A 13,540-nucleotide genomic window follows, 5' to 3' on the forward strand; every position below is an offset into this window, starting at 1 on the left:
AATGGAGATGTGTGATGACGGATACCGTTTACAAGATCGTGCCCGAAACCATCTGGAGGGAAGCCAAGGCGAGGGGCGTCTTCGAAGGGGCCGAGATCGATCACCGTGACGGTTATATCCATTTTTCCACCGGCACCCAGGCACGCGAAACGGCAAGACTGCATTTCGCCGGCATGACCGGACTGATGCTGGTCGCGGTGGATTCGCGTCCTCTTGGCGAAGACCTGAAATTCGAGCCGTCCCGTGGCGGCGATCTTTTCCCTCACCTTTATGGCAGCCTGCCGCTTTCGGCGGTGATCTGGGAGATGCCACTCCTGATCGGCGTTGACGGCCAGCATGCCTTTCCGGAGAAAATGCCATGATTGGCCGCCTTGCGGGAATTGCCTCCCGTAGCCTTTTCGTTTTCGATCCCGAAATCGCCCATAACCTGTCGATTATCGCCCTGAAAACCGGGATCTCGCCTGTCTGTCCGCCAAGGCCCGATCCACGTCTGGCACAGACAGTTGCCGGCATCCGGTTCGAAAACCCGGTCGGTCTCGCCGCGGGTTACGACAAGAATGCCGAAGTGCCGGATACGCTTCTGAAGCTCGGCTTCGGCCATGTCGAAGTCGGCACGCTGACGCCGAAACCGCAGGTGGGCAATGACAAGCCGCGGCTTTTCCGCCTGGTCGAGGATCGCGCCGTCATCAACCGCTTCGGCTTCAACAATCAGGGTCATGACGCGGTTTTCGCGCGCCTCAGCGCCCGTGGCAACGCAAAGGGCATCGTTGGGGTCAATATCGGCGCCAACAAGGACAGCGCCGATCGCATCGCCGATTACGTTCTGGGCATCCGGCGTTTCTATTCGCTGGCGACCTACTTCACCGTCAACATTTCCTCGCCCAACACACCCGGCCTGCGTGACCTGCAGGCGCGTGAAAGCCTGGCGGCGCTTCTTTCGGCCGTGCTTGCTGCCCGCAATGAAGAGGCGGACCGTGGCGGAAAGCGCCTGCCGGTCTTCCTGAAGATCGCGCCGGACCTGACGGAAGAAGGCTTCGACGATGTGGCTGCAGAGGCGCTGACCCATGATCTCGACGGCCTGATCGTCTCCAACACCACGCTCTCGCGCGAAGGCCTTAAGGATCAGGTTCAGGCAAAACAGGCCGGCGGCATGTCCGGTGCTCCGCTATTCGCCAAGTCTACGGCGGTGCTCGCCCGCATGCGCAAGCGTGTCGGGTCGGACCTCCCGATCATCGGTGTCGGTGGCGTGGGAAGCGCCGAGAACGCATTGGAAAAGATCCGCGCAGGTGCCGATCTCGTTCAGGTCTATTCCTGCATGGTCTATGAAGGGCCAGCCCTGCCAGGCGATATCAATCGCGGTCTGTCGAAACTGCTCGACCGTGACGGCATCGCTTCGATCCGCGATCTGCGCGATAGCCGCGTCGATCACTGGGCCTCGCAGCCGATCTGATCAGCCCGAAAGCACCATGGCCCAATAGGGCCTGCCGTCCTTGGCCGGCGCCATGGCGACGCCCAGCCCGCGATAGTTCCCGAGCATGTTTTCCAGATGCTTGGGACTGTCGATCCAGGCCTGCACTGCGGCTTCCACCGATTTCTGCCCGGCTGCGATGTTTTCCGCTGCCGGCAGCGCCACATCGCTCTTCTTCATCCGTGCGCCGAAATCGTCACCGAAGCCGATCAGGTGCTTCATCTCCTGCGCCTTCGCCATTCGGATCGCTTGGATACCTGCCGCCTTGCGCGCCGACGTATCGAGCGAAAGCGCGGTGAGCCCCTTGGACGCGCGTAGCGTGTTGACCATCGGCAGTGCAGCTACCGTATCGTCCTCGGAACCCGGCGTCGGCGTCATGACGGCAGTCGTGGAACAGCCGGCAAGCAAAAGGCCGGTACCGCCAAGCGTCAGGCCGGAAAGAACGAGAAAACCCCGTCGCGAAGGAATGGAAAACTCGGTCATGTCAGCGACGATAGCTTATCAGTCGTAGAACCACGAAGACCGGGATGACCACGATCGCACCGAGAAGCAGGTAATTGCCGATATCGCCCAGCGCATCGAAGCCGTTATGCAGGATATCGTAGAAATGGTAGCGAAGGCTGCCGACGATATTGTTCGGCGTGTAGCCGAAAAAGGCGAGCACGAAACCGACGATCAGGCAGACCACGATCAGCTTGATGATCGTCCGGCCGATCGAGTCGCCGAGAAACTTGTTCACACCATCCGCCATTCTTGACCGTCTCCGTTGCTTCAAATGCCATAGCCGCGGCGACGAGCGCCTGCAACCGTCAGATAGGCATTGACGTTCGCCTCTCAAATAGAACTTGAGTTTTTTTGTGGCTTCGGCGATGAGCGGCATGATTTCAGGACAATATCGATGAGCCAGTTCTCTTCCGGCGATGTGATCGCCGACCGTCGTGCCGATTACGCTCGCATGTTGGCGGAAGGTCGCGACTTCGCCGCTGCCGCCGAACTGATGGAACAGGCGCTGGAACTCGCGCCCGGTTGGGCCGCAGGCTGGTTTCGTCTTGGAGAATATCGTGAGAAGGCAGAGCTGGAGACGGCGGAAGACGCCTATCGCTGCGCGCTGGAACTCGAACCCGAAGACGTGTTCGGCGCAAGGCTGAAACTTGCCGTCATCGGCGCGGAGGCCGCGCCGGACCAGCCGCCGAGCCGCTATGTCGAAAGTCTGTTCGATGAATATGCCGAGCGCTTCGACACAGCCTTGGTCGAAAAGCTCGATTATTCCGTCCCCGGCAAGCTCGCCGCACTCGTGCTTCCTCATGCACCCTTCGACCTGACGGTCGATCTTGGCTGCGGCACAGGGCTTTTCGGTGCCGAGATAAAGGAGAGCACGGCACGTCTGGAGGGCTTTGACCTCTCCACCAACATGCTCGCCAAGGCCGAGGAAAAAGCGCTTTACGATCATCTCGGCCAGTCCGACCTCAGCCTATCCGCCGAAGAAAGCGGCCTGTTCGGTTCCGATCTCCCAAAACATCGCGCCGATCTCGTATCTGCCGCTGACGTGCTGATGTATCTCGGCTCGTTGGAAACCGTCTTCCCGCTGGTCGCAGATCTGCTTGCCCCCAAAGGCCTGTTCGCATTCTCGGTGGAGGATGCCGGCGAAGAGGAAGGCTTCGTGCTGCGAGACAGCCTTCGTTATGCCCATTCTGAAGCCCATATCCGGCTGCTGCTCGCCCATCATCGGCTGGAGCTTCTGGAGATCGAGCGCACCACCATTCGCATGGATGCCGGAAAACCGGTCAGGGGCATATTGTTTCTGTCGCGCAAAACCGCCTGAATCGGCGTTTTCTTGCGATTTTGCTTGTGGCACTCACGCGTTGTTGATGACGCTTGATGAAGCCGCTATCGCAATGCACAATCGCTGAAAACCGGTGCGAAACCCGGAACGGACTAAGGGGAACAATTTGGCCGACCAACAGAGCGCGCAGAAGCGCCGGCTGGGCTTTTACAGCCTCGATCCGGCCCGACACACCAAGCTGGAAGATGCGCAGGGCCTGTTCATCAGCGCCATGGTCGCAGCGCTCGGCCTTTATTTTCTAAGCCAAGCCGGGTTCCTCACCAGCGGCACTGCAGGCGTCGCCTTCCTGCTGCACTACGCTTTTGATATCCCCTTCGGCGTCCTGTTCTTCGTCGTCAATCTGCCCTTCTATTATCTCTCGTTCAAACGCCTCGGCATCGGCTTTTCCTTCAAGACCTTCGTCGCCATCCTGATGGTCTCCTTCATCACCGAGCTTGAGCGGAAATTCATCGTCATCCAGCATCTCGATCCGTTCTGGGCGGCACTGCTCGGCGGCATCCTGATCGGCTTCGGTCTGCTCGGTCTTTATCGCCATCGTGCCTCGCTCGGCGGCATCGGCATTCTCGCCATCTATATCCAGGATCGGTTCAAGATACCGGCCGGCCTCGTCCAGCTCGGTTTCGATCTCTGCGTCATGGCCGCCGCATTTTTCGTTGTCAGCCCCATGACGGTCCTCTGGTCGCTGCTGAGCGCCGTCGTCTTGAACCTGCTTCTCACCATCAATCACCGGTCCGACCGGTATATCGCGGTGCGCTGACATGGCGGACGCGGCGGACAAGAAAAGCCCGATCGGCTTCTGGGCCTCGTCGACAGAAAAGCACTCGATCATCGAGGATATTCAGGGCGTCGTTGCCGGCTCCATGCTAGCAGCCCTCGGCGTCACCATGCTTGCGGCAGCCCACCTGTTGATCGGCGGCACGGCCGGTCTCGGTTTCCTCTTGCGCTATTCGGTCGATGTCAGCTTCGGTACCGCCTTCTTCGTGCTGAACCTGCCCTTCTACTGGCTGGCTTATAAGCGTCTCGGCCTCGTCTTTACGGTTAAAACTTTCGCCGCTGTCGCGCTCACGTCCGTGCTCACCGGCATCCTGCCGAAACTTATTACCTTCGACAGCATAGACCCGATTACCGCAGCCCTCTTCGGCGGTCTTCTGATCGGCTGCGGCATGCTGGTCCTTTTCCGTCACCGCGCTTCGCTCGGCGGTTTCGGCATTCTGGCGCTCTATCTGCAGGACAGGTTTGGCTGGCGCGCCGGCTTCGTACAACTGGGGCTGGATTGCGTCGTGCTCTTCCTGTCCTTCTTTGTTGCCAGCCCGTTCGTCATTGCCTGCTCCATCGTTGCGGCGGTGACGCTGAACCTGACGCTCGCCATCAACCACCGCACCGACAGATATATCGTCCGCTAATCCAGGCCGTTCAGGTGGCGTTCGCAACCTTGTCGACCGGATGCTGCGAGCGGAAGCCGACGGCCAACCGGTTCCAGATATTGATCGCGCCGATCGCAACCGTGATCTTGACCATCTCTTCTTCGGTAAAATGATCCTTGAGCGGTTCATAAGCACTGTCAGGAATGCCGGTCTCGGCAATCTTCGTGACCGAGTCGACCCAGCCGAGCAGGGCGCGTTCGCGCTCGTCATAGACGGGCGATTCCCACCACACGCTCATCAGGTTGATCCACTGTTCGGAAAGCCCGTCATGACGGCTTTCCTTCACATGCATATCGACGCAGAAGGCGCAGCCGTTGATGATCGAGGCGCGAAGCTTGATCAGGTGAATGAAGCGGCGCTCCAAGCCGGATTTCTGCACATAGTCTTCCAGCGCCATCACGGCTTTGTAGGCTTCCTGGCTGGCTTTGAAGGGATTGAAACGCGGATGCATGGTCGTCTCCTTTGACGGCGGGGGGAATTAATGGCCCTATCCACGGGCCGATTTGCGTTCGTTCAGTTCCATGAAGGCGCAGCCGCGGGCGGCGATCCCGCCGTCATCGTCTGCTGCAAGCTCCGCAAGGATCGATGCCACCGTCACCTTGGCGAGTTCGGCGCGATAGGCCTTTTCGGCCTTCAGCATCGCCGCATTGATTCCACAGGGTTTGGTAAAATACCGCCCCGGCAGCGGGTTCGGTCCGCGCTGGCGGATTTCCGCGCAGCGAAAGGCCGGTGCCGGCCCTTCCACGGCCAGCACGATGTCGAGCAGGGTTATCCGGTCCGGTGTTTGCGCCAGCCGATAGCCGCCTTTCGGGCCGGGCACGGTGGCAACGATACCGGCACCCGAAAGCGCCTGCAGGTGCTTCAGAAGATAACTCGTCGAAACGCCGTGAAACTCGGCAAGTGCCGCCGCAGACAAAACCCCGCCTTCCGAAAGGCTAGAGAGCATGCCCACACAGTGGATTGCCTGTTCGACGCCGTCACTCAGTTTCATTTCCGTCTCCTAATCACGGATAAAATTTATCCATGATTATTGGCCGCGAGTCAAGAGGCCTTCTTTTTGGCGTCGGAAGGCTTATCTTTTGAGCGTGGATCTCGTCGAAACCAACCCCTCCGGCAATCAGGCCGCCACCCTGCCCACGCCTTTCCTCAAATGGTTCGGTGAAAAGGGCTGGCAGCCGCGCGCTCACCAGCTGGAGCTGCTCGCCCGCGCTCAAGGCGGCGAGAACATGCTGTTGATCGCGCCAACCGGTGCCGGCAAGACGCTTGCCGGTTTCCTGCCTGCGCTCACCGATCTCGTCACCCGCGGAAAGATCCCGCCCGGTTCCGCCTTCACCGGCATCCACACGCTCTACATCTCGCCCTTGAAGGCGCTGACTGTCGATATCGAGCGCAACCTGATGAAGCCCGTCACCGAGATGGGCCTCGCCGTCACGGTCGAAAACCGCACCGGCGATACGCCGCAATCCAAGCGCCAGCGCCAGAAGCTCACCCCGCCCGATATCCTTCTCACCACTCCGGAACAGGTAGCGCTTCTGCTCGCCAATAAGGAAGCCGGGCGTTTCTTCAAGGATCTAAAATACGTCGTCCTCGACGAACTGCATTCGCTCGTCACATCCAAGCGCGGTCATCTCCTCTCACTCGGCCTCGCACGCCTGCGCAAGCATGCGCCAAAAATGCAGACAATCGGGCTTTCCGCCACTGTCGCCGATCCGATGGACCTGCAACGCTGGCTCGTTCCTCAAGGCGAAAACCCGGCGCCTCCGGCAGGCCTGGTTCATGTCACAGGCGGTGCTGCCCCCGACATCACCATTCTGGGCACCGAGACCCGCATCCCCTGGTCAGGCCACGTCTCCACCTATGCCATCCCGGAGGTCTACGAGGAGATCAGGCGCCATACGACCACGCTGATCTTCGTCAACACCCGCTTCCAGGCGGAACTTCTCTTCCAGTCGCTCTGGACCATCAACGAGGACAATCTGCCGATCGCCCTCCACCACGGCTCGCTCGATGCCGGCCAGCGCCGCAAGGTGGAGGCGGCGATGGCCGACAACAGATTGCGCGCCGTCGTCGCCACCTCGACGCTCGACATGGGGCTGGACTGGGGCGATATCGATCTCGTCGTCCATGTCGGCGCGCCCAAGGGCGCCTCGCGTCTTGCCCAGCGCATCGGCCGCGCCAACCACCGTATGGACGAACCGTCGAAGGCGATCCTCGTCCCCGCCAACCGGTTCGAAGTCATGGAATGCCAGGCCGCTCTCGACGCCAATTATCTCGGCGCGCAGGATACACCGCCGGTAGGCGAGGGCGCGCTCGATGTTCTCGCCCAGCATGTTCTGGGCATGGCCTGCGCCGAACCCTTCGATCCGGTCGAACTCTATGACGAGATCACCTCCGCCTTGCCCTATGCCGGCCTCTCCTGGGAAACGTTCGAACGCATCGTCGATTTCGTCGCCACCGGCGGTTATGCGCTGCGATCTTACGAACGTTACGCCAAGATCCGCAAACAGGAGGACGGCCGCTGGCGCGTTTCCAACCCGCAGATCGCCCAGCAATACCGCATGAACCTCGGCACGATCGTCGAAGCCGCCGAACTCAATGTCCGTCTCGTCAAGCGCAATGCCAAAGGCACGCTCGGCCGCGGCGGCATGTCGCTCGGCAAGGTCGAGGAATATTTTCTCGAACAGCTCGTCCAGGGCGACACCTTCCTGTTCGCCGGCAAGGTACTGCGCTTCGAAGGCATCCGCGAAAACGAATGCCTCGTCTCCAACGCTCATTCGCTGGACCCGAAAGTCCCCGCCTATGCCGGCGGCAAGTTTCCGCTCACCACCTATCTGGCAGACCAGGTCCGCGCGATGCTCGCCGAACCCGAACGCCGCGCAAACCTGCCCGATCAGGTCCGCGACTGGCTGAATATCCAGCTCGAACGCTCGATGTTGCCAAAGCAGGACGAGTTGCTGATCGAGACCTTTCCGCGCGGAAAACGCTTCTTCATGATTGCCTATTGTTTCGAAGGCCGCCTGGCGCACCAGACGCTCGGAATGCTGCTCACTCGCCGTCTCGAACGTCTCGGCGCCCGCCCGCTCGGCTTCGTCGCCACCGATTATTCGCTCGCCATCTGGGGCTTGAACGATCTCGGCGCGATGATCGCCGATGGCTCCCTGAGCCTCTCCGACCTCTTCGATGAGGACATGTTGGGAGACGATCTCGAAGCCTGGCTCGACGAAAGTTATATGCTCAAGCGCACGTTCCGCAATTGCGCCGTGATTTCCGGTTTGATCGAACGTCGTCATCCGGGCAAGGAAAAGACCGGCCGTCAGGTCACGGTCTCGACCGACCTGATCTACGATGTGCTGCGCTCCCACGAGCCGGACCACGTGCTTTTGGAGGCGACACGCCGCGATGCCGCTTCCGGGCTTCTGGATATCGGTCGTCTCGGCGATATGCTGTCCCGAATCAAGGGCCACATCACCCACCGTGACCTCGATCGCGTCTCGCCCCTGGCGGTGCCGATCATGCTGGAGATCGGCAAGGAGCAGGTACCGGGCGAGGCGCAGGATGCGGTGCTGCAGGAGGCGGCGGATGAATTGATTGCGGAGGCTGGATTGTCCACCGTTTCGGTTGGCGATCGCCCCTCACCCTAACCCTCTCCCCGCAAGCGGGGCGAGGGGACTTGCCCTGCTCGGTGTAGCGGATCGGGGCTGTACGGGTGCCACAAGTCTCATTCTCCCCGTCAGTACGGGGAGAAGGTGCCCGGCAGGGCGGGTGAGGGGCAGCCCTCGACATTGACAGGAAAGACGAAACGACCTTGATGCACCGCCTCGGGCTTAGCCCCCGCACCATCGTGACAGGCCAACCCACCGGCGCCGAGGAAATCCTTGTCCACGGCATCGCCGCCGTCTGCGATCCGCTGGGCGGCCTTTACCTGCCGGAAACGCAGACCCTCGTCGTCTCCGACCTGCATCTGGAAAAGGGCGCGGCCTTCGCCCGCCGCGGCATGATGCTGCCGCCCTATGACACGATCGCCACGCTTAATATCCTCAACGCCGTTATTGCCCGCTATGAGCCGAAACTCGTCGTCTCGCTCGGCGACAATTTCCATGATCGCAGCGGCTCCGAACACCTGCCGGCGGACCTGAGAAAAATGATCACGGACATGGCGCGCGGCCGCGACTGGATCTGGATCAACGGCAATCACGATCCCGACGGAACCACCGACCTGCCGGGCATATCGAGCGACGAACTTCTTTATGGGGGGCTGGTTTTTCGCCACGAACCCCGCCTGATTTCGGCAAAGGGCGAGATTGCCGGGCACCTCCACCCCGCTGCTACCGTCCGGCGCCGCGAAAAGTCGGTTCGTCGCCCGTGTTTCGCCAGCGACGGCCACCGCCTGCTCATGCCGGCCTTCGGCGTTCTCACCGGCGGCCTCGATCTCCGCCATCGGGCCATGCAGGGCCTGTTCAAGCAGGAAACGCTTGTCGCCCATCTCCTCGGCCGCGATCGCATCTATTCGGTGCGCTACGGCAGCCTGATGGGCTGATATGAATCAAACGGCGAAGGTAGTGGCCGTCCTCTGTGCGGTTCTAGTGTTGATCGCTGCAGTCGGATATCGGTCCAATCTGATCATCCTGCGGGTCGACCGAGAAAATTTCTTGGGTGGCCGGCTATCGGTATGGGACAGCCTCCTCCAGCTCCCACCCGGCAGCGGGCGGACATGGACTGTCATCCGCGCCGAGGATGGAGAAGCCGAGTTCAGTTTGGAATGCAACGACGGTCGGCATGTCCACGCTGGCTATCTTGAGGGAGGTGCGCTCCAATATGTGAGCGTCGCCATAACCGACTGTCGATTTGATGACAGCGGAACCTCCACTATCATTCTTTTCTTGCCGCTGGATGTAGCCGAACGTCTGTTCTCTTACCTGTAAACAAGCACCGGCAGTTTCGATCCGGCAAGCACCTTCATCGTCACGCTACCGAGCATGAATGCCTTGAAGCCTGAACGTCCGTGCGATGCCATCACGATCGCGTCGCAGCCATATTTTTCTGCTGTCTTGACGATGCAGCCGGCCGGATCGACGCTCTGGAGCTTTATCGCTTCGCAGGTCAGATCGCGCTGTGCGGCGGCCGCTTTCGCATCGGCCAGAATGCCGTCTGCCTGTTCGTTCGCGCGCTGCTCGTATTCGGCATAGGCGATATCCATGCCGACGGGATAGACGGTAAAGACCTGCAGCGGTTCTATCACCGCCAGCACCGTTACCTGAGCGCCGCTTTCGCGTGCGAAATCGAGCGCCTTTTCGAGTGCCTGCGTCGATAGCGGCGAACCATCGGTGGGGATGAGGATATGTTTGAACATTTTATTGACCTCCTTGAGTGACCTCCCTGGTCAAGATCATCTTCGCACCGGCGCATTGTCGCACATTGACCTGTCTCAAACCGAAGTGCTGCTCCCAAAGGGGTTCACTCCATCCTTCAGCCACGAGAGCGTATCCTTCCAGAAACCGCCGGCATGGCGGGAGTGGAAAAGGCTGAAATGCCCGATTGCATCGAGCCCGTAATGCAATGGCGATAGACTGGCTTCGATCCGCTCGGCATTGCAATAGTAGGAAAGCGTCCGCCGGATCGCCGCGGCCGAACCGATATCATCATCGGTCACGCAGATCGCCAGGATCGGCGCCGTGACGGCGGCAAATCGCGAAAGCACAGCCTCGCGTTCATGCTTCGGATGCGTCCGCTCCATTCGCGGCCCGCGAAAGCTCCATTCATTGGCGACACCAACCGGAAGATCTTCCAGCCAGCCAAGCTTCCTGCCGGGAAAATACCCGTAGATCGCGGTCAAGGCAGGCATCACCATGTGCCAGCGCCAGAACAACCTCGATCGATGCCCTGCCGCATAATCTCCCCACCAGGCATATTGCGCCCCCATCGTCAGCATCCGGTCTATCCGGTGCGCTTCGGTAGAAAGCCCCGGCAGGTAACCACCGATACTGTGCCCCACTACCATCAACGGAAGTTCCGGCGCTCTTTTGGTCATGAACCGCAGCGCCGCATCGAAATCCTGCTCGCCCCAGTCCCGCCAGCGATACCCGCAGCCGCGCAGGGTTTCCGGCCGCGACAGACCGATGCCGCGATAGTCATAGGTCAATACATCGAACCCTTCGCCGGCAAGGAAGTCCGCGTAATAGTGATAATAACGGGCAAGCACGCCAGTGGCGGCGTTGATGATCACGCGAGCGATGGGCCTTCCTCGCGCTGGCCAGATATGACCGTTCAGTATCACGCCGTCCCGGCAGGTCAGGCTTGTCGCAATCCCGGTTGGGCGGGATGTCGATTGCGCGATTTCGGCCATGCGATCCTCCCGGCTGACTTCCCCGCAAGGCGGAGAATAGTCGGGCAAATCGTTCACGCAATTATCCCAAGGCAGGGGTTGCGCCTTTCCGGCAGCACGGTGTCAACGCGCCAGCTTGGCAAACCCCTTGGCTAGGATCGGCCCGGTCGGCCGCCCGGTCGGTGATCCCCCGGCCTGTTCCAGCGTGATTTCGTAAAGTTGCGCATCCTGCGGTTTCGGCAGCGTCGATCCGCTCAGCCGTGCGGAATGAGCCTCTTCCAGAAGGCCGAGCGACATCGGCCCCATCTCGCGGGAAGGAAGCGTCCAAACCTGCATCGTCTTGTCCTCGGGCACACTGAAATCCGCCAGAAGCCGGATGCTTGCAGTATCGTTGCCAAAGTCCTCGACCACTGCCTGAACCTCACCGGCCTCGTTGAGAAGCACCGCCACGACCAGCGGCTCCATGGACCGAGTCACACTCCACACCAGACCCACAGCAAGGATCAGAGAGGCGGCGATCGCTGAAAGGGCCGTCGACCGCCAACCGGAGCGAACATTGTCATTACCCGCTGTTGGAACTCTCGGCGACACGGAAGCGATGGACGGCGCCTCCAACGTGGCCTGTTCTGGCAGCCGGGCCTCGATGGCTTGCCACAGAACAGGAGACACGGCAGCCGGATCGACATTGGTATCGAGTGGCAGAAATCGCTCGCGCGCTTCCGCAACGGCGGTGGCGAGCGTGATATTACGCTCGATCTCATCTTCCACCTCCGCAACGTCTGTTTCGCTCAGCAGGCCAAGCACATATTCGTCGGCGATATGGGCAACATTTTCGGTAGCGAACTTCATGCCATGCACTCCCGCAGCGTCAGGAGCCCGCGCCTTATCCAAGACTTCGCCGTGCCGAGAGGAAGTTTCAGCCGACCTGCAATTTCCCCGTGGGTATATCCGCTCACATAGGCCATCAATATGCCGCGCCGTCTCGTCTCTTCCAGGCGGCCAAGGCACTCTTTCAGCCGGCTGTTATGCTCGAGCCTGTGCCACGCCGCCATGATCTGTTCCAGTTGCTCGGCATCCTGAATGGTTTCCAGTTGATCTTCGGTGATCAGGTCTTCCCTGCTCCCGTCTCTCAGCATGTTGAGCGCCCGGTTGCGCACGATCGCGTAGATCCAGCCGCGCGCCGACCCTCGCTCTGGCCTGTACTGATGCGCATGTGTCCAGATGCGAATGAACGCTTCCTGCACGACTTCTTCGGCAAGCTCACGGCGTTTGACGATCCGCTGTGCCACCGTCACCAGCCGGCCGGCTTCTGCATCGAATATGTCGCGCAACCCGCGCCGGTCGCCCTCGGCGCAGGCGGCAAGCGCCGCCTCGAAGTCCGTCGATTGGTCTGTCACCAAGGCTAGGCTGTCCTCTCTCCCCGAATATTCGCGCAGTTGCGAATATTCCATCTTTGCAGTTTTAGCGACGGACATGCGCTCGTCCAGAGTTTCACGTTTCCCGCAGCCATCCTGAGACCGCATATGGAAGACACGCCCGATGCGGAAATGGATGCGCGGCAAATAAATATTTTCAACGGCTGCATCCAAAGGCGTCCCGCCATGTGTCTACACATCGGGAGTGCTTCAGAGGCCGTGTGCCCTACCGCTCTTCATCATGCTGGAAACACAACGGGAGAGACAAAATGAAAACCCTTCGCACCGCGCTCGTCGCGTCCACCATGCTTGCCGCGTCTGCTGCCGCTGCAATGGCGGCCCCGGTCCTCGGCCTGACCGGTGACAAGACGCTCGTCATGTTCGACACCGCAAAGCCGGAAGTGACCAAGACCATGGATGTCACCGGCGTCGACAAGCTGGTCGGCATCGATTTCCGCCCCGGCAACAAGACGGTCATCGGCGTCACGCCCGATCACGCGATCGTCTCGATCAATCTCGAAACCGGCACTGCAACCGAAGTCGCCAGGATGGACAAGATGCTGACCATGACGGAAGCCCCGGTCGTCGTCGACTTCAACCCGATGGCCGACCGTCTTCGCTTCATGACCGGCACCACCAACCACCGTGTCCACCCGGATACCGGCGCCGTCACGGTCGATGGTGTTCTGGCCTTTGAAGAGGGCGACATGCACAAGGGCGAAACCCCGAACATCGTCGCTGCGTCCTACACCAATTCGATCGGCAAACCCGAAAAGACGGCGATGTACACTATCGATGCCACCATAGGCGCATTGATCCAACAGACCAAGCCGAATGACGGCACCCTGAAGGCGATCGGCAAGCTGGGCATCAAGCAGATGCCGGCAACATACGCCTTCGACATCCACGGTGAGGAAGGCGGCAAGAACACTGCTTATCTGGCCGCAAACAAGATGCTCTATACCGTCAATCTTGAGACCGGTGCGGCCACCGAAATCGGCCCGATCACCGGCACTGAAAACGAGGTGCGCGACATCGCCATCCTCCCGGCCATGTAATCATGTGCAA

At 60.5% G+C, this 13,540-nt stretch carries 16 protein-coding genes; 8 read left to right on the forward strand and 8 right to left on the reverse strand.

All coding sequences use genetic code 11. From position 1 onward, the window contains the following. The first annotated feature begins 14 nt into the window (after nt 1–14). Together MRBLMR1_RS15260 and MRBLMR1_RS15265 are read left to right on the forward strand one after the other, a co-directional pair. Complete coding sequence (locus MRBLMR1_RS15260; protein WP_148148298.1) at nt 15–362, forward strand: DUF952 domain-containing protein; 348 nt, start codon at nt 15–17, stop codon at nt 360–362. Beyond that, nucleotides 359–1,450, forward strand: coding sequence for a quinone-dependent dihydroorotate dehydrogenase (locus MRBLMR1_RS15265; protein WP_148148297.1), 1,092 nt, complete (start codon nt 359–361; stop codon nt 1,448–1,450). The genes MRBLMR1_RS15260 and MRBLMR1_RS15265 overlap by 4 nt, the downstream gene beginning before the upstream one ends. On the opposite strand, the gene MRBLMR1_RS15270 is transcribed toward MRBLMR1_RS15265, so the two are convergent. Together MRBLMR1_RS15270 and MRBLMR1_RS15275 are read right to left on the reverse strand one after the other, a co-directional pair. After that, nucleotides 1,451–1,951 (reverse strand): CAP domain-containing protein, encoded by a 501-nt coding sequence (locus MRBLMR1_RS15270; protein WP_148148296.1) that lies wholly within the window; start codon nt 1,949–1,951, stop codon nt 1,451–1,453. It lies immediately after the preceding gene. A 1-nt stretch (nt 1,952) separates the two neighbouring features. Beyond that, entirely contained in the window at nt 1,953–2,219 is a 267-nt protein-coding gene (locus MRBLMR1_RS15275) for a DUF6460 domain-containing protein (protein WP_148148295.1), read from the reverse strand. Nucleotides 2,220–2,360: 141 nt separating this feature from the next. On the opposite strand from MRBLMR1_RS15275, the gene MRBLMR1_RS15280 reads away from it, so the two are divergent. The 3 genes from MRBLMR1_RS15280 to MRBLMR1_RS15290 all read left to right on the forward strand — a co-directional run bounded on the left by MRBLMR1_RS15280 (nt 2,361) and on the right by MRBLMR1_RS15290 (nt 4,714). Continuing rightward, complete coding sequence (locus tag MRBLMR1_RS15280) at nt 2,361–3,290, forward strand: methyltransferase (protein WP_148148355.1); 930 nt, start codon at nt 2,361–2,363, stop codon at nt 3,288–3,290. Between the two features lie 127 nt (nt 3,291–3,417). Next, nucleotides 3,418–4,068 carry a YitT family protein gene (locus tag MRBLMR1_RS15285; protein ID WP_500065194.1) on the forward strand — a complete coding sequence of 217 codons (651 nt, stop codon included), beginning with the start codon at nt 3,418–3,420 and terminating at the stop codon, nt 4,066–4,068. 1 nt (nt 4,069) lies between these two features. After that, nucleotides 4,070–4,714 carry a YitT family protein gene (locus tag MRBLMR1_RS15290; RefSeq protein WP_148148294.1) on the forward strand — a complete coding sequence of 215 codons (645 nt, stop codon included), beginning with the start codon at nt 4,070–4,072 and terminating at the stop codon, nt 4,712–4,714. 10 nt (nt 4,715–4,724) lie between these two features. On the opposite strand, the gene MRBLMR1_RS15295 is transcribed toward MRBLMR1_RS15290, so the two are convergent. Continuing rightward, complete coding sequence (locus MRBLMR1_RS15295; protein WP_148148293.1) at nt 4,725–5,186, reverse strand: carboxymuconolactone decarboxylase family protein; 462 nt, start codon at nt 5,184–5,186, stop codon at nt 4,725–4,727. Between the two features lie 36 nt (nt 5,187–5,222). Next, on the reverse strand, nt 5,223–5,726 hold the full coding sequence (locus tag MRBLMR1_RS15300; RefSeq protein ID WP_148148292.1) for an RrF2 family transcriptional regulator: 504 nt from the start codon (nt 5,724–5,726) through the stop codon (nt 5,223–5,225). Between the two features lie 88 nt (nt 5,727–5,814). Between MRBLMR1_RS15300 and MRBLMR1_RS15305 the strand changes: the two genes are divergently transcribed. Both MRBLMR1_RS15305 and pdeM read left to right on the forward strand, forming a co-directional pair. Further along, nucleotides 5,815–8,376 (forward strand): ligase-associated DNA damage response DEXH box helicase, encoded by a 2,562-nt coding sequence (locus MRBLMR1_RS15305; RefSeq protein WP_210297749.1) that lies wholly within the window; start codon nt 5,815–5,817, stop codon nt 8,374–8,376. 164 nt (nt 8,377–8,540) lie between these two features. Then, nucleotides 8,541–9,272, forward strand: coding sequence for a ligase-associated DNA damage response endonuclease PdeM (gene pdeM / locus MRBLMR1_RS15310; RefSeq protein ID WP_500065198.1), 732 nt, complete (start codon nt 8,541–8,543; stop codon nt 9,270–9,272). Nucleotides 9,273–9,647: 375 nt separating this feature from the next. On the opposite strand, the gene MRBLMR1_RS15315 is transcribed toward pdeM, so the two are convergent. From MRBLMR1_RS15315 to MRBLMR1_RS15330, 4 genes are all read right to left on the reverse strand, one after another. Further along, nucleotides 9,648–10,085, reverse strand: a complete 438-nt coding sequence (locus MRBLMR1_RS15315) for a universal stress protein (protein ID WP_148148291.1) — start codon at nt 10,083–10,085, stop codon at nt 9,648–9,650. Between the two features lie 75 nt (nt 10,086–10,160). Then, complete coding sequence (locus MRBLMR1_RS15320; RefSeq protein WP_148148351.1) at nt 10,161–11,078, reverse strand: alpha/beta fold hydrolase; 918 nt, start codon at nt 11,076–11,078, stop codon at nt 10,161–10,163. A 102-nt stretch (nt 11,079–11,180) separates the two neighbouring features. Next, a complete protein-coding gene (locus MRBLMR1_RS15325) occupies nt 11,181–11,906 on the reverse strand; it encodes an anti-sigma factor domain-containing protein (protein ID WP_148148290.1) in 726 nt (241 codons plus the stop codon). Further along, nucleotides 11,903–12,454, reverse strand: coding sequence for a sigma-70 family RNA polymerase sigma factor (locus tag MRBLMR1_RS15330; RefSeq protein ID WP_500065509.1), 552 nt, complete (start codon nt 12,452–12,454; stop codon nt 11,903–11,905). Before MRBLMR1_RS15330 ends, MRBLMR1_RS15325 begins: the two co-directional genes overlap by 4 nt. A gap of 287 nt (nt 12,455–12,741) precedes the next feature. On the opposite strand from MRBLMR1_RS15330, the gene MRBLMR1_RS15335 reads away from it, so the two are divergent. Next, a complete protein-coding gene (locus MRBLMR1_RS15335; protein WP_148148289.1) occupies nt 12,742–13,530 on the forward strand; it encodes a DUF4394 domain-containing protein in 789 nt (262 codons plus the stop codon). The last annotated feature ends 10 nt before the right edge of the window (nt 13,531–13,540 follow it).

Source organism: Neorhizobium sp. LMR1-1-1.1 (assembly GCF_040675795.1).
In the GTDB taxonomy this organism is placed as follows: Bacteria; Pseudomonadota; Alphaproteobacteria; order Rhizobiales; family Rhizobiaceae; genus Neorhizobium; species Neorhizobium cellulosilyticum.